This is a genomic window from Poriferisphaera sp. WC338 (assembly GCF_050931845.1).
Taxonomy (GTDB): Bacteria; Planctomycetota; Phycisphaerae; order Phycisphaerales; family Phycisphaeraceae; genus Poriferisphaera.
The window spans coordinates 3390850-3407879 of the sequence record NZ_CP194516.1; the positions used below are offsets into that span (position 1 = coordinate 3390850).

Sequence of the window (17030 nt, forward strand, 5' to 3'; positions counted from 1 at the left end):
ATACCCATCCCCCTCCTGTTCGTCAGATCGGTTGCATCAACCACGTCTTGACTTGCTGCGCATCGTATCTGTAACCATTTTCTAAAAATATCACTCTTCCCTCTCAACAAAAATCACACGACCATCCCCCAGACTCGCTTCCATCTCCTGTACTTCATCCACTTCTCCATCCTTGATCTTCTCCATCTGCACATCAAGCGGCAGTCCACTCAAAAACACACCGGCTGGCACCGTCACACGCACCGTGTGATACCCCGCCTTATTTACTTCAATCACCTGGTCCACGCTCATGTCAAGACTTGTCATCACACTCGGCACCGATGTCATCACATTTCCCACCTTCGCTATCGCCCCATTCACATTTGCCGTAATCCAAACCTGTTGTGTCATCGCCCCCACCGCCACGTTCGTCCTCTGTGTACGCATGCCAACCACAAACAACGACATCAACAAAAACAGCGCAACCGGCAAAACTACCAGAACACCGCCTGTCACGATCAATCCTCGCCGCCGTTTCTTCTCACCCTTCACAATCCCCACCTCCGCAAAATCGCTCCCGCATTCCGGGCATCGCATCTCCTTCAAGCCCTTCACGATATACCCGCACCTACCACACTTACCTTCACCATCAGCGCCCACTTCCTTTTTCTTCAGCAGCCCCACCAGTATCATCACCGCCCCCACCGCAAACAACAACACCATCCCCACCAACAGCAACAAAACCAACAACCCAACAACTGATATACTCGACTGCATATTCACGCTCCTTGATCATCATCCGCCTAAAATCATCCTCACCACAAGCCCAACGCGCTCACTCGCGCCCTTTCACAATCCCGACCTTCCGCAGATCACCGCCACACTCTGGGCACAATAGCGACGAGATCCCTTCCACGATGTACCCACATCCACCACAGGTCGCTTCCTTCTGCCGTGACTTCTTCTTCACCATAAACACCGCAACCACACCAATCACAAGCAGCACCGGCACGCCGAATAACACAAGCAATATCACCAACTCTGGCCAGCCCAAATTTCCAATCAATCCTAAGACCATCTGCATAACATGCTCCCTTTATTTTTGCGCAAACGACCTAACAAGCCACCCTCCAGCATCGTAGACGTAGCCGAATCCATCACGTTTCACATATTCTCATTCCCACACAGAAATAGAGACGCTTTACAACAATGGAGAGAAGAGCGACGCCAAACTCTCACCATACTTCCGCCACGTGCTGCGCTGTCGCCAAGTCGCCAAATCAAGCTCCGCCGAATACGACAGGTACATCCTCTGCTCTTCCCATAGCCGCCGCGTCACCGCGGCACCATACAACAACGTATTCACCTCAAAATTCAGATGGAAACTGCGAATATCAATGTTCGCACTTCCGAGTAAACCGAACGCATCATCCACCGTCACCGTCTTTGAATGCAGCAGCCCACCACTGAATTGATAGATCTTGATCCCACTCGCAAGCAGATAGTCATAGTAAAACTCTCCTGCTAACTTCACCAACGGATGATTATTAACTGCTGGCACAATCACAATCACTTCTACATTCCGGTCCGCGGCCATCGATAGCGCCAGTGCAGTCGGTTCATCCGGCACAAAGTAAGGTGTTGTAATCACAATCTTCTCTTGCGCACTATTGAGTGCTGCAATAAACACCCGCCGAAATGTCTCTGCTTCATAGTTCGGACCCGTTGGCACTACTTGCGCTGGCATCTCTCCAGCATCTGCCAACTTCGGAAACAGACCATCCTCCTTTAACTCCATCTGTGTCTGATAAAGCCAATCATCCAAAAATACCTGCTGCAACTGGCCAACAACCGGGCCCTCATACCGCCCGCTTAAATCAATCCAATTCTGATTCTTCTCACTACCATAATTCTCTACCACCACATTGTGGCTCCCCGCATATGCCACACACCCATCCATCACCGCAATCTTCCGATGGTTTCGCATATCAATCCGCGAAAATTTATGCCGCAACACACTCACCGGCAAGACCGCTTCTGCCTCAATCCCCGCACGTTTTAACTCTGAAAATGCAGGACTTTTAATGAAATGTCGACTCCCCGCCGCATCCACAAGCAACCGGCAAGTCACCCCCCGTCCTCGCGCGTGAATCAGCGCATTGATAATCTGCCTGCCATAATCATCATCACAAAAAATATAGTAAAGCAAATGCACATGATCTGTCGCACGATCAATATCCTCACACACTAATTCAACATACCGCTTCGTCGATGAGATAAACCGAATATCCGACCCACCTACAATCGGATTCCCTGATGTGCTCTGTGCTTGCAGCATCATTGCACGCTGCTCCACACGTACCTCGACATTACTTGCAGGCATCTTTTCCTGTAAATGCTCCGCACGTACCTTCGCCCCAGTTAAGCCAAGTACATACTTATGCTCACGCTTTCGTCGCCACCCCAAATAATTCACCGCAAGCAGCAAGTACAACACCGCCCCAAGCTCGGGCAAGAATAGCACAAGCGCCAACCAACTAAATTTCACACTCGGGAGCCATTGGCGACGCAACACCACCATGATCATCAGCAGCCGAAGCGCCCAATCAAAGATCAGATAATACGTCACCCACGACATGAACTCGCCCCGTTCACTCCCCAGTACTTTTACATTGCTCTCATCCCTTTATCGTCCCCATTCCTTACCCACTTCGCAATCCCCTTCCGTGAACTTTCCACTCTCACCCCTATTTATCCAGACGTGTATTAAGCTCGTGCATCTGCCTTATAAATCGCCTGCGTCATCTTCATCACCAAGTGATCACATACCAGATCCAGCTTCACATTCGTTGCGAACATTGCTTCAGCTTCCGGGATCGCATCCACCATCTTCAACCACGGCCCGACCACACCCTCTGCTGCCTCTTCATCCATCCCCTGCGTTTGAATCGCGCACGCGCCGATCCGATGTCTTGCATGCTCCGCAATCATTGACCACATCAAGCCCGCCGCCCGCTTGTTCGCTGCCAACTTCGACGCACCGTCATGGCTGTCCACCCACGCTTTGGCAAACCCATCAATGCAATCGCTCATTACTTTGCCCAACTCCCCACTCGCTTCGCCCGCCGCAATGCCATCAATCCGCGGCAAGATCTCCTTCGCCCACTCAGTCAAGCCATACTCAATCGCCATCACCGCTTTCCCCAAACTCCCTCCCGCAAACTGAAGCAACCACCGCCGAACAACTTCGTCTAACTCGCGCATAGACTCACTTGCATGACGACCCAGCCAACCCTCCACTTGCTGATCATCCAAACCCGCAAACGCAATCCGCTGGCACCGCGATTTGATCGTCGGAAGCAGCCGATCTTCACTGCTGGTAATCAAAATAAACAAACTCCCCGCGGGTGGCTCCTCCAAAGTCTTAAGTAGTGCATTCTGTCCCGCATCTGCCATCAGTTCGGCTTCATCAATGATGAATACTTTCCCATGACCTAACTTCGGCGCAAGACCCGCCGGCTTCACCACCTCATCCATCAACACCTCACGCGGAATCACCGTCAGCTTACGCTTGCGCACATTCGCATCATCCGAATACCGCGCCAACTCCTTCACCACCACACGTAAATCAGGATGCCCACTCCTTAGCCCTTCCTCATCATCAATCGTATCTTTCTTTTTCCCCGTCACCACCAGCCGCTTCACTTCCCCCACAGCCAATAACGGCTCAATCATCTTACAACTCGCACATCCCCCGCAACTCTCTACCTCACCATGTAAATTCGTCACCTGATCCTGACACAAAAACACCTTCGCCAATCCCACCGCCGTCCGAAACTTCCCTACACCTGCTGGTCCGTGAAACACATACGCATGGTGCAGCTTCCCGCTATTCAACGCCGACTTCAATACCCCCACCGCTCTACTCTGTCCGATCACATCTTCCATCCCAACATCATACCATCCGTACAAACATCCTTCCCTAAATTAGATCGGTTTACGCATCCCCCGTGTAATCACACTCGAAAACAGCCTGCTCGGCATGTAGCGAATAAATAGAAACCGCTTTCGCATTGCCCATTTCGATGTCTTCACCATCATCCGTGCCAGCTTTCGCGACTGACGCACCATTGCCATCACCTTCTTTCGGCGACGCTTCTCATACAATCGCAGCGCCCGCTCGACACACCCCTCATCCACGCGCAGCAATTCATCCGCTAATACAGCCGCACTTTCCATCGCGATCGAAGCACCAGCACCAGCTGTCGGCATGATCCCCGCTGCCGCATCACCTACCAAAACCACGCGCTTTGTGTGCCACTTTTTATGCACACAATCTGCCAGCCGCCAGTACACCGCATGTTCATCATCCCCCGGCATATCCGCCATCGCATCACCATACACCTCTCCCAGTCTTCCCATATATCGGTTCACCTTCTCCTTGCGTCCTTCCCCCGTCACCTCAATTTCATGATTAGGACCAAATGCCGCCACACATAACCGTCTATCCGTCGGATAGAACCCTATAAACCGCCCCAACCCCCAATTCTCCGTAATCAAACCCGCTTCGCCGCTTTCATCCAACTTCGTCCACCACACCCAGCCGCCCCAACCCGGGTCATATACTTTGCCCGGTTTGAAACACAGATTTGCCACCTGCGAATGTACACCATCCGCACCGACCACCAGATCAAACTCCTCCTCCTTCTCATCATTAAACTTTACTCGTACCTTATCCGCTCTTTCATTGATCGCTTCCACCGTTACACCCATCCGCATATCAACCTCACACCCTCCGCCAACCGATAGCCCCTCTCGCAACACCCCCACCAACTCATCTCGCCCAATACAACGCATCGTCCCTATCAAGTCCCCAATCGAAAAGTCTTTCCGCACCAGCTTTCCCTCATCATCATGTACTGCATAACCGCTCAACAGCCGGCTCTGCTTCTCAAACAGCCCATACACACCAAGCCCGTGCATCACCCGCGCCCCCATTGGATACAGCCCGATTGCAAAACCGCTCAGATCTTCAAATCGTGCCGCACGTTCAATGATCACAATCTCAGTCCCTGGTCGCCTACGTAGCAAACCTCCAAGTACTAGCCCAGCCATACCCGCACCAACAATTAAAACCTTCATAACCCAACTCCATTTCAGCCTCTAATCAATCCCGCATATATAACTCTAGCCCACATCCCACATAACGCCTGCTCTCATTTCTCCTCAGCAGCATCCCGCTGTCACCCCTGTCGCATCATCATCTCACATGAAGATTTCCTACCGCCAATTCAGTGGGTCTGGTAATATAGGCAGCTTCACCACCTTGCATGAGGCGACACACATGACCAGCAGCAAGTACATAACCAAACTCGTCATCCTCCTATTCACCCTCTCCTTCGCACCTCTCGCTTCCACCAAGCCCTACATTGCCAAAGCCGGCCGCTCCCCCATTCCTACCTATAACGAATCCATCGATTCGCCACTCCCCTTCCGTCGCCTGCTCCCCGAAGAAAAAGATCGTCCGCCCGTCCCAACTTCCCCCATCCTCTGGTACGAAGCACCCATCCAGCTCTGCCGAACCATCACCATTGACGGCACAGTCATCCGCTCACGCAATATCGGTGGACTCACTTTCCTCAATTTCTCTGAAGACTGGAAAAACGACTTCACTGTCGTTGTCTTCCAAGACGCATACGCTGACACCCCCACCGGCGACCCAACCTACTACAACGACAAGACCGTCCGCATCACCGGCCGCGTCTCCATGTATCGCGGCAAAACACAAATCGAAATCCGTGACGGTTCCAAAATCAAAGTTATCGCCAAACGCGATACCACCAAACCATCCAACTACAGCCTCCCGGCATGGCTCACAGCAAAAGGTGAAACTCCTGATACCGCCCTCCCCGATGATGTCATCTGGTGGACCAATGCTCCCGACTACATGGGAGAAACCATCACCTTTCAAGCCAAAGTCTTGGTCACCAAAGACATTGGCAACCTCACCTTTCTCAACTTCTCCGAACAGTGGAAAGATAAATTCCACGCCATCATCTTCAAATCAACCTACGATCAATACGACGCCATGCCCGACCAACTCTTTCTAGGCAAGACCGTCCAGATCACCGCCAAAATCAATAAGTATCGCGGCCGCCCACAAGCCGTTGTCAACTCTGCTAAAGATATCAAGATCATTGACGCTGACTCCGATCAAAAAACCGATCGCAAACGCCGCGCTGAGATCGAAAAACAATCCAACCAAAATATCGCGAACAGCCAAGACATTATTTCGTGGTCTGACGCGGGCCAATTCATTGGCTCAAAAATCACCGCTGAAGGCACCATCGTTCGCGGCAAAGATATCGGCTCGCGCACCTTCCTCAATTTCTCCAATGACTGGAAAGGCTCCTTCACGCTCGTCATCCCCAAAGTCGCCTACGACAAACTCAAAGAAGAATACGAAACAGACGACCTCGTCGATTTCTTCATCAATAAAACCATCCACGTCACCGGCAAAGTCACCGAATACCGTGGCACACCTCAAATCCAAGTCAAAACCGCCACACAAATCAAAATCCAAGACTAACCCTGCGACACACCCACCTGCGCAGGGAATCACATCCACCCCCTCAAGCCCACTCGCTTTGCGGGTGGGATCTCTTCTCTATGCCCCGCACAAGACGATCTTCTTTGCACATCACGACAGCTCCCCCTTTCCCAGCCCAATATGCCACAATTGTCACACACTTCCGCGGCATATACTTGATTAAACCGTCCCGCGTGATGTACCATAAGATTATAAAAAGAGTGAGTTGTCGCCTGCCCGATCTTCACTCGCTCTCCCTTTAGACATCGCACACGAGACCTCGAAGATGCCTGAACAAACATCAGCTAGCAGCTCGCATTCCTCAAACGCCCAATCGTCACCCTATAACGCCACCCTCATCGAGCGCATCGACCTCAACCCGATGCTCGCGCTCTTCCGCGTTCGCTTCAACGATGGCTCTGTCCCCGAATTCACCCCAGGCCAGTTCGCCACCCTCGGCCTCATCGACCCTGTACAACCACCTCCCTCTGACAATCCACGCCGCAAAAACCGCGGCCCCAAACTCATCCGCCGAGCCTACTCCATCGCCTCACCCTCCACCCAACGTGATTACCTTGAGTTCTACATCGTCCTCGTCGAAGAAGGCAAGCTCACACCACTGCTCTGGAAACTACAAGCCGGCGACCAAATCTTCATGGGTGAAAAAATTGCAGGCCACTTCACACTCGACAACATTCCACACGATAAAAACCTCGTCATGATCGCCACCGGCACGGGCCTCGCACCCTTTTACTCAATGTACGAAACATACAAAAACGACAACCGCTGGAACCGCTTCATCCTCATCGAGTGCACCCGCTACTCTGAAGACCTCGGCTACCTCCAAACCATCCGCGATCTCGACGACAAAGACCCCAAACTCACCTACTTCCCCTGCGTCACCCGCGATCCTGAAGATTCTCCCTTCACCGGCCACCGCGGCCGTGTCCAAACCATCATGCCCGCCGACATCTTCAAACAAACCTTCGGCTTCGACCTAACTGCTGAAACCTCTCAAGTGTTTATCTGTGGCAATCCCCAGATGATCGATCAGATCGAAGAAGACCTCACCACCCGCGGTTTTGTCACCAAGAACCGCGAAAACCCCGATGGCAACATCCACTTCGAACGCTATTGGTAACCATCCCCCCTCACCTGAAAGCCTGACAATTTTCAAATTCAAGCCCACGGGTTCTACCTGTGAGGTAAAACCTACTCCCCATCTCCACCCCAATCATCACCATCACCACCCGAAAGTAACGCCCATGCCCGCTGCTTTTTGGCGCGTTCCCGCACCTCTGCTTCCTCTGCAAGCTCATCAACATCCTTCCCACCCCCTCCCGGCAATCGCCCCATCATCAACATCACAAACACATATACCATCAACAAACCACATACCATCGGCGGAAGCCAAATCGTTTTCCCAGGCGTAATCAACTTCGTCAATTCATAATTCCCTGCAATAAGCAGCATCATCACCACCAACAACCATCCGCGCATCGTCGCTCCTTCCTTCACAAACGCCCACCCCGCGAGCAACCCAAACACCGGCCCCAACATCCCATACGTATTCGCCTCCACCCTCGGATTAAACAACATCAAATACCCCGCCGTACCGATCAAGATCATCACCGCACCGCGCTTGCGTCCCCAAACCCTTGCCACAACCCAGCACACGCCAAACACAATCGCCGCCACGATCAACCGCCCCATCATCTGCCCACCCAAAGCCACATCAACCCCAAACACACGAAGCATCCCAAACACATCACAGTAATCAAATGGCGCCACACTCGACGGATCGCCTGCCACCAAAAGCATGTCACCAAAACCCGCATACTGCGCCAGCACATATTCATAACCCTTAAACACAAACGGCAACCCCAACAACACCAGCATCCCCGCAAGCAGCCGCGGCACCAAATGCAAATAAACTCCGCCCACCAACAAGATCATCACCAACATAAGCGGCTTCATCGCCAAACCTAACATCAACCACAACGTCATCTGCCAATACTTTCCGCCTGATAATGCCGCCATACTCAGCAACATCACGCCCGTCATCCCCAACGTCATCTGTCCGTTCCGTGCTCCATCTAAAACAATCGGCAAACTCACCAGTGTCATAATCGGAAACAATTCCACATCATGCCACCGCTTCACCTCTCGCGACATCGCAAAACAACCAGCCGCCAATATCCCAATCATCAAAACTCGCCATACAAACGCACCTATCGCCTCGGGCAACATCGTCATCGGCGCATACAACATCGCGCTCTGCGGCAAATACAAAAACCCATGAATCCCCGTGTCATATAACATCTCCCCCGCAAGCCATCGTTCCGCACCAAGCTCATACGCACCTGTCACGGTATGAATCGTTACAGCCCCAACAACACCCATCCCAATCATCAACGCCCCCCAAATGATCCACACAAATCGCAAATCGGCCGGATCCTTGAGTAGCTTACCCAACGCCATCGCCAACCTCCTCTTTCTCTTCCACCGTCTTATCTCTATAAAACAAGTCAAAATCTCTCATGCATATAAAATCGCCCCGTCCACTCAACCAACGCAAGTACGCCGATAGCCGCCCCAGCATCACATGATCCATCCGTCGTGTAATCACCCGTGGCAAATCATACTTTGATAAATCCACAAACTCCCAAGGATGAAAAAAGATATTCAAATACCCATCATGCCGCAGCACCCGCGCGCTCGCACTTTTGATCAACCACATCGGGAAATGCTTCACCCCCAACCAAAACAGCGGCACCCTTAACCACGGCGTCGCTGAGATCGGTACATTCAATAACTCGCCCGTGAGATAGGCCGTCCGCGTTCCAAAAAAATGGTTGTACCGCCCCGGCAACCAAATCGGATTCTCAGATGAATTGTATGTATACCCCGCCGCGGCAATCGCCTCGCGATTTGTTTCCACCAGCCGTGCTCTGCGAAACCCCACTACATCCTGCCCACTCACTTCACACAAAACATCCCGCGACTTTTGTAGATCTATATCACAAAACGATCCGTGATCATATCCATGCGATGCGATCTCATGCCCACCCGCTACCATCCGCTTGATCATTTCCCCCTCGCGCAATGCATAATTCGCCGTCACAAAAAACGTCACACACACGCCATGCTGTTCTAGAACCCCCAACACCCGATTCATTCCCGTCGTTGTAATCTCATACATCTCATCATCAGAGATCGTAACCCCGTACTCCCGCGGCAGGTCGAACTCCTCCACATCGAAACTCAGTAGAATTTTTCGCTGCATATTTGCCCGCCACATCATTGAATCGAATGCCCGCAATGGAACTTAACATACGTAATGGATCTCGCACAAGATTCATCTTCGAAACTTTATACGAATGCCGTTTGCAAACCTCCGCCGGTACTTCCATCACACGCAAACTCAACTTCCGCGCAAGATAAATCAACTCAACATCAAACGCAAAACCATAAACCCGCTGGAACGAAAAGATCTCTTCAGCCGCTCCTCGTCGAAAACCCTTCAACCCCGCCTGCGTATCCAAATATGGCAAGCCCAACAATAGTCGCACCGACAAATTAAACGTCCGTCCCATCACCTTCCGAGCCAAACTTATATTGTGCTGCCTGCCCGTAAGCAAAGCACGCGACCCGATCACGACTTCCGCATGATCCAACCCTGCCTCCAATGAAAGCAAATGATCCAGTGAGTACGCCAAGTCCCCGTCGGTAAAACAAATTTTCTCACCGATGCTCCGACGAATTCCCGCCCGAATCGCATAACCCTTCCCACGATTCTCCCCAAGTGCATGCACCCGGATCCGTCCTGCCATCCCACTCCGCGCAATACGCTCCTCCAACAGATCCACAGTCGCGTCAGATGATCCATCATCCACAAACAAAAAATGGAACCGCTCGTGCTCAGCTGCAAAATCTCGCACACGGTTAAAAACCGAACCGACAACACCCGCCTCATTGTATACGGGCATAATCACACTGATCTCTGGCACTGGATAACTCCGTTGCCGTGTTGGGCTCCATTACAACCGGAGCATGGATCAAACAAATACAACAAACGAATGTACTAAATCCTCACCCTGATTCCCCCTCACCCCGAAAACGATTGAGCCGCACTAAGAATGGCTCAAAAAAATGATTTCACATAGTACTGTAACATGACCTTATGCCATCCGCTAGCATTACCGAATGGCGCCAGCCTCCCCTTAGTTACACCCCTCATATTGTTAGCGTGAATCTCATCCCGCCGCCGCCCATCCCAATCCTAAGATTTCTCATGCGCCCGCAAAAAACACATCTCGCCTTCGACCTCTATGGCACCCTTATCGATACCGCCGCTATCTCGGCCACCCTCGAAACAATGAACATACTTCACCCTGATGATTTTGCAGCACGCTGGCGTGCCAAACAACTCGAATACAGCTTCCGTGCTGCACTCATGCAGCTCAATCTTGATTTTCATCAGCTCACGCAATACGCACTTGCCCACACCCTTGCCATCACACACAACAACCTCACCTCACAGCAGCAACAACAGCTCCTTGATCAGTATCAACATCTTTCTCCCTTCCACGATACCTCCAAAACGCTGTCCTCATTCAATACCCCCGCTTACAAGCTCCACGTCTTCACCAACGGCTCGACATCTGCCGCATCAACCCTCTTACACAACACAAAGCTTCATCACTTCTTTCACTCAATCGTCTCCGCACACAATACACGGACCTTCAAGCCTCACCCCGCTGTCTACCAACATCTGCTTGATCAAACCGGTACCACCCCTGACCATCTTTGGCTCATCTCCTCAAATCCATTCGACATCGCCGGCGCAGCATCATGCAATTTGCAAACTATCTTTATCCAACGTTCCCCTGATAACATCCCCGACCCACTACCCAACCTTCAACCCACCACAACCCTCTCTTCACTCTCCGACCTTCCCTCATTCTTAAAGCCACGCCGATCATCTCACGCTTCTTTATAAAAGCACGTGTGCCATCAACACCACGATTGGCAGTGTAATTAATGTACGCTCCAAAAAGATCACAACCAACTCCCAAAATCTTACTGGCACCTTCGAACTCAGTAACAACGCACCTATCTCTGACATATAGACCAATTGAGTGCAAGACACGGTCGCGATCACAAACTTCGTAAACTCATCAGTCACCACTTCCTTTGCCACAACCACCGGCAGCAACATGTCAGCAAACCCCACCACCATCGTCTGCCCAGCCTCCCCTGCTTCTGGCACACGTAGCCACTCCAAAAGGATCACAAACGGCGCTCCTAAATATGAAAAAATTGGCGTATACACCACACATATATTCGCAAGCGTCGCCAGCATCACTACCACTGGCACCACACCAAACCACATATCAAAAACATTCTGCACCCCTCGCTTTACTACCGGCAGTACACCCTTTACCTTACCCGCACGTGCTGTGGCCAATACAATACCCCATCGCCATAATGACATCGCCTCCGGTGCTATATCTCGTGGTTCTCCTTGTACTGATTCATAAAATGTGTTCGGTTTCCACGATAGTGGTGGGATCCGCGGCATAATCAGTGCTGCTGACAATCCCGCTACGGTTAACGCAATATACGCCTGGAAGAACAGGTGAATCAAACCAATATAATCAATCACCACAATCGTAAATGTAATCGACACAAACGAAAACGTTGTCCCGATCACGGCTGCTTCACGCTTCGTATAGAACCCCGCTTCATATTGCTTGCTCGTGAGCAACACACCGATCGTTCCATCACCTACCCATGATGCAACACAATCAATCGCCGATCGTCCCGGAATGGTAAACACCGGCCGCATGATCTTCGACATGAGTGTGCCACATAACTCAAGCAAACCAAAATCAAGTAAGAGTGGCAAGAACAAGCCTGCAAACAGAAAAATCACGACAAGCAATGACGCTAAGTCAAAAAACGCTACCCCTCCTGTATCCTTTGACCAAATCATCTCTGGCCCAAGTTGCCAATACGTCATCACTGCAAACAACGCACCCAATACGCGTGCTACAATCCAAAAATAACCAACATTAAATAATCCACCATAAAATCGATGATCTAGAATCCATCTCGGTTTTATCCATTTGGTGATGATCGTGAAGATCGCTGCAAAACACAACAAAAACATTGTCACCAAAGGCAGCACATCTCCCGCCCGATCAACCACCCAATTCGCCACCAGCGCCACTGGTAATGTCACTCCCTCCTCTGTTCGAACCGGTACAATAAATAACAAAATCCCCAAAAGCGATGGCAGAATAAACTTCAAATAATCCTTCAAGGAAGGATCATCAACCAAATCACTTTTATTGTTTTCCTCTATATCCAAAAGCGTTCCCATCAAACGGGGCATGCCTTTAGAACCTATCGGAGAATACATATTCTATGCTGGCATTTTCTCAAACATGAAAAAACCCGGCTTTAAAGCCGGGCTCAAAAGGTTATTTACTTGGCTCCACACTAGTGCAAGAACAAACGAATCCCTGTTTGGCTCATTGCCATCCCGTGCTCGTCTGCCGCTTTGATCACAACCTCATCCCGGGCGCTGCCACCAGTCTGCACGATGAATTTCACGCCACTGGCCGCTGCACGATCCAGATTATCACGGAATGGGATAAACGCATCACTGCTATAAACCAACTCGCCTGTGTTGTTCGCAAACCAGTCCGCACGCTCTCCCGCAGTCAGTGGATCAACATCGTTCACCAGCGCCTTTTGCACATCCGCCCGCTCACTGTCATTGAGTTCATGCCAGCGGACATAACCATCCAACGCGTTGACCTTCTCGCTCTTCGGCACATCCTTGTACTCAAGCACCAACGCCTTTGGGTGCTGCTTCAATAACCAACGATCTGCTTTTTCACATGCAAGCCGTGTACAACCGATGCGGCTTTGCTGACCAGCACCAATCCCAATCGCCTGCCCATCAACACCCACACTGATCGAGTTGCTCTGTGTATGTTTGAGTGTGATCGTCGCCACCAGAGCGGTTTCAATCGCGCCTGCGGAAAGGTCTTTGTTTTTTGTGACCACATTGTTTGTGATCGTCTCAGCAGTAATCGCAACGTCGTTGTGCGACTGCTCTAGTCGAAGCCCAAACTGATTGTGACCTTCAACTGCCGGCGGCACAAAACCTGCATCCATCTGCAACATCACATACTTGCCGCCCTTCTTGCCCTTCAAAATCTCAAGCGCCCCAGCCTCGTACCCCGGTGCGATAATCCCATCCGAAACCTCAGGCTTGATCAACATGGCTAGGCTCTCATCTACGACCTCGCTTACCGCGATAAAGTCGCCGAAGCTTGCCACACGATCGGAGCTACGCGCCTTGGCATAAGCGGTCGCAACCGGGCTGTAATCTTCACCGTATTTGTAGAAATGTGCCTTGCAGAATGACTCGGAAAGTTCGCCAGCAACTGCCGCACCTGCCGGGCTAACATGCTTGTATGACGCCGCAGCTGCTTTACCTGTCGCAGCTTTCAAATCACGCACCAACTGCCACCCACGCAAACCGTCGAGCAAATTGATGTAACTCGGCGCCCCGTTGACCACCGCCAAAGGACAATCGCCTTCACCGTCATAAACCACCCGAGCGTGGGATTGATTGGGGTTACAACCATACTTGAGCTTGATTTCCATCTCAGCACTCCGCCATAAAGCATTGTTTTAAATTATGTTAGATGTAGATGACCTTCACTGCTTCAGAATGCAGCCAGCCTCACCAGCAGCCCAGTCTAGCACGATCCCACCCGACCCGCGACCAGCCTGATAAACATGAAAAAGCGGCAGCCACGAATAAATCCGTGACTGCCGTTGGGGAGGGATACATATCGCCTCAGATACCACATCACAACAAACGTGATACCTGTTCAGTTCACGCAAACCCTGTATCTCAACTTGTTACCAGACAACCCACCACACCTCTGCTCCTTTACCCTCAAGGTGTCTCAACCTCATCCACCACGACAACACCATCACTCACCAAGGCGTGAAACCATTCTCACAAATTCGCGAACAAACCTAAATCGGGGAATACGCGGGGATTGCAGCAGATCATTCCGAGAATCATCTGAAACCCGTCTCTCGCTCAGTCCCAGCCATGCGCCTTGACCCCCATACGATGCTCAGAGCGATCCTGAAACACACACACCTCCTCCGACTTTCCATCAACCTTGCGCATTAGCCCTGCATACCACAGTTGCTTGCCTTCAATCTTCGTCGGCTCTTTACCAACCAAAACGGTGTCCACAACACTGCCCACCTTAACCTCAACCAGCACCATATCTTTATCATCAATTACGCATGATGTCTCAATCTTCGGAGCAGCCTCACCCTTAAACGGTTTGAGCAATGTCACAAACGTCGCCGGCAACTTGGTTTTGCTGCTGAATCGAATCGCGGGGCGATCAATGAGCTTCACATATTCATAGGTCAAAAACGACTTCACCTGATCCATCTCCACGTTCTTCGTTTCAAGCGCACGGATCATCAGGTTACCAAGACCATCCTTCTCCTGTGTCGTAGCTTGATGACCATCAAGTAGAAGCGTTTCTTTGATCGGGAACAGATGCCAGTATTGTTCAAGTGTGTGTGTACCTTTGCCGGTCAAACGATCAACGACAATGAAGTAGCCATCGGAGTGTTGATCGGGACGGACAAACAAAACCTGTCTGCGGTGACGAACATCTTTGTATCCATCCTGATAACCATCGATGAATGAGACATTCTTTTTACGTGCAAAGAAATCCAGCACGCTGCCTTTCTTATTTTGGTTTTTGCCATCGACAACAACGGTGCTGTGCTGTCGGGTTGATTTGCCGATGTTGCTATCCGGCGGAACGTAGGTATGAATGCCTGTATCATCAAGAAGCGTGCGCCCGTTGCCATAAAGAATGATGTTTTGCGCATCGTAATTTGAGTGCCCGCCGCCCCAGAAGTGGGTGAGGTCCATGAGCATATACATGCCGTCTTTATCTTGATCATCAATCCATTTGGATCGCATGATGTAGAACCCGCCATCGGGCATGGCGGCGTCGAGATAATCCGGTTTTTCGCCTTTTTCCCCGCGTGTACCGATGTATCGCATGTCTTGTCGATTGAACAAATTTGCCCCGTTGTTCATCAGGCTGTTGACGTGTGCGAAAGTAGTGTGGCCGATCATCGGTCTTTGCCCATCAGGCATCGTGGCAAACAACACGTAGTCATGCATATGTTCAGCGGTTTTCCAGTAACCGGGGAACATGGTGTAGCCGAGTTTTTCGAGGCGTTGCTTGGCAAAGGTAAATTCATTGGTGACACCGAAATGATAACCGTAGGTCAGTTCGCAATGTGAACCATCGGGCGAGACTTCTTTTTTCATACGCTGCTCAAAAACTTCCGCAGCAACATCCGTCCACATCTGTGCATCTTTGAAATAGGGGAATGCTTCGAGTGCGGTCATCACACCATCGTTTAAGATCAGCCCCCAGTTAAGCACGCGCAGCCCGTGAATACTGCGATCCCAAGGCATCAAAAACGGAATGTGCTCGTAGTATGCATTCAGAAAAACAACGTGATCTTCGAGTTTGATGTTGGGTGAATGGATGAAGCTGTAGTAAGAGAACGGCCAACGTCTGCCGCGTTCACCGCATTCAATCGTTCGCCATAATTCCCGGCGATTGGTATCAGCTTCACTCACCCAATCACGCATGGTCTCAACCCATTTTTTGACAAGGCGTTGATCATTCGTTTTTTGGTAGGCTTTGGCCATATGCAGCCAGAAGTACATACGGTTAAGTTGCCAGACCCATTCCATATCGTTGGTTGGGTTGTATGTCCAAGGCAAGTCGGCAGGCACTTCAAGCGGGCCATATGAACGTTGCGAAATAAACTTGTTCTCAAGCGCGGCAGCAGCCATGTCCATGTCATACTTATCGGGATTACCGATGCTTCGGAGCTTGATCTGACTTGGCTGCCCATTGTGATATTTTGTGGCTTCACGTTTGAGCAGTTCAATATATGCAGAGGCGGCGGCTTGCCAGTTTTTGTTCTGTGCCGTGTCTTTAACTTTGCTCATGCCGGGCAATGTGAGATCAAGCCGACTGATCAAGAGCTTGCATTGCTCATCAAGTTGTTCTTGGCTCAGTTTCTTTGGCGCCTTACCAAGCGTGTGCCATGGCTTTGTTGGATGGCTTTTGGCATATTTGGCTGCTTTAGTTCCCAGCGGTGGGTTCTTGGCTTGCGTCGTACCGCAACTGAAGTGAAGAAGAACCGCGACGATGGAGAGTAAACAACTGTACGTGAGAGCGTTCATTACGTGATTCCTTGCCAAATAAGCGCATCGAGTGAGGTGCTTGGAGCTTCCAATATAGGGTCGGGGCGGAGTAAATTGAACAAAGAAAATGTATAAGTCATTTTGGCACATACAATTGCCTGT

14 protein-coding genes are annotated in these 17030 nt (G+C 50.9%); 3 read left to right on the forward strand and 11 right to left on the reverse strand.

Annotation, left to right across the window (positions count from 1 at the left end; genetic code table 11):
* Window positions 1–90 precede the first annotated feature (90 nt).
* From ACQ6WK_RS14055 to ACQ6WK_RS14075, 5 genes are all read right to left on the reverse strand, one after another.
* On the reverse strand, window positions 91–756 hold the full coding sequence (locus ACQ6WK_RS14055; protein ID WP_432798014.1) for a hypothetical protein: 666 nt from the start codon (window positions 754–756) through the stop codon (window positions 91–93).
* 58 nt (window positions 757–814) lie between these two features.
* Window positions 815–1063: a hypothetical protein gene (locus ACQ6WK_RS14060; RefSeq protein ID WP_432798015.1), complete on the reverse strand. Its 249-nt coding sequence runs from the start codon at window positions 1061–1063 to the stop codon at window positions 815–817.
* Between the two features lie 117 nt (window positions 1064–1180).
* Window positions 1181–2617 carry a cardiolipin synthase gene (gene cls, locus ACQ6WK_RS14065; RefSeq protein WP_432798016.1) on the reverse strand — a complete coding sequence of 479 codons (1437 nt, stop codon included), beginning with the start codon at window positions 2615–2617 and terminating at the stop codon, window positions 1181–1183.
* 128 nt (window positions 2618–2745) lie between these two features.
* Window positions 2746–3927, reverse strand: coding sequence for an ATP-binding protein (locus ACQ6WK_RS14070; protein ID WP_432798017.1), 1182 nt, complete (start codon window positions 3925–3927; stop codon window positions 2746–2748).
* A gap of 39 nt (window positions 3928–3966) precedes the next feature.
* Window positions 3967–5121 (reverse strand): FAD-dependent oxidoreductase, encoded by a 1155-nt coding sequence (locus ACQ6WK_RS14075; protein ID WP_432798018.1) that lies wholly within the window; start codon window positions 5119–5121, stop codon window positions 3967–3969.
* A 202-nt stretch (window positions 5122–5323) separates the two neighbouring features.
* On the opposite strand from ACQ6WK_RS14075, the gene ACQ6WK_RS14080 reads away from it, so the two are divergent.
* Entirely contained in the window at window positions 5324–6568 is a 1245-nt protein-coding gene (locus ACQ6WK_RS14080; protein ID WP_432798019.1) for a hypothetical protein, read from the forward strand.
* A gap of 286 nt (window positions 6569–6854) precedes the next feature.
* Entirely contained in the window at window positions 6855–7709 is an 855-nt protein-coding gene (locus tag ACQ6WK_RS14085) for a ferredoxin--NADP reductase (RefSeq protein WP_432798020.1), read from the forward strand.
* Window positions 7710–7780: 71 nt separating this feature from the next.
* Here the strand turns inward: ACQ6WK_RS14085 and ACQ6WK_RS14090 are convergent, their stop codons facing one another.
* Genes ACQ6WK_RS14090 through ACQ6WK_RS14100 form a run of 3 tightly spaced genes read right to left on the reverse strand, consistent with a single transcriptional unit; the run spans window position 7781 to window position 10557 of the window.
* Window positions 7781–9049, reverse strand: coding sequence for a glycosyltransferase family 87 protein (locus tag ACQ6WK_RS14090; RefSeq protein ID WP_432798021.1), 1269 nt, complete (start codon window positions 9047–9049; stop codon window positions 7781–7783).
* Complete coding sequence (locus tag ACQ6WK_RS14095) at window positions 9036–9854, reverse strand: polysaccharide deacetylase family protein (RefSeq protein ID WP_432798022.1); 819 nt, start codon at window positions 9852–9854, stop codon at window positions 9036–9038. Before ACQ6WK_RS14095 ends, ACQ6WK_RS14090 begins: the two co-directional genes overlap by 14 nt.
* On the reverse strand, window positions 9778–10557 hold the full coding sequence (locus ACQ6WK_RS14100) for a glycosyltransferase (protein WP_432798023.1): 780 nt from the start codon (window positions 10555–10557) through the stop codon (window positions 9778–9780). The genes ACQ6WK_RS14095 and ACQ6WK_RS14100 overlap by 77 nt, the downstream gene beginning before the upstream one ends.
* A 305-nt stretch (window positions 10558–10862) precedes the next feature.
* Here ACQ6WK_RS14100 and ACQ6WK_RS14105 point away from each other — a divergent pair, with 305 nt between their 5' ends.
* Window positions 10863–11570 (forward strand): haloacid dehalogenase type II, encoded by a 708-nt coding sequence (locus tag ACQ6WK_RS14105; protein WP_432798024.1) that lies wholly within the window; start codon window positions 10863–10865, stop codon window positions 11568–11570.
* Here the strand turns inward: ACQ6WK_RS14105 and ACQ6WK_RS14110 are convergent.
* From ACQ6WK_RS14110 to ACQ6WK_RS14120, 3 genes are all read right to left on the reverse strand, one after another.
* Complete coding sequence (locus ACQ6WK_RS14110; RefSeq protein ID WP_432800408.1) at window positions 11565–12944, reverse strand: YjiH family protein; 1380 nt, start codon at window positions 12942–12944, stop codon at window positions 11565–11567. The genes ACQ6WK_RS14105 and ACQ6WK_RS14110 overlap by 6 nt on opposite strands.
* Before the next feature lie 131 nt (window positions 12945–13075).
* The gene (locus ACQ6WK_RS14115) at window positions 13076–14254 is read right to left on the reverse strand and encodes a phosphoribosylaminoimidazolecarboxamide formyltransferase (protein WP_432798025.1); all 1179 of its coding nucleotides are present in this window, start codon (window positions 14252–14254) and stop codon (window positions 13076–13078) included.
* A 448-nt stretch (window positions 14255–14702) separates the two neighbouring features.
* On the reverse strand, window positions 14703–16907 hold the full coding sequence (locus ACQ6WK_RS14120) for an alginate lyase family protein (protein ID WP_432798026.1): 2205 nt from the start codon (window positions 16905–16907) through the stop codon (window positions 14703–14705).
* Window positions 16908–17030: the final 123 nt, after the last annotated feature.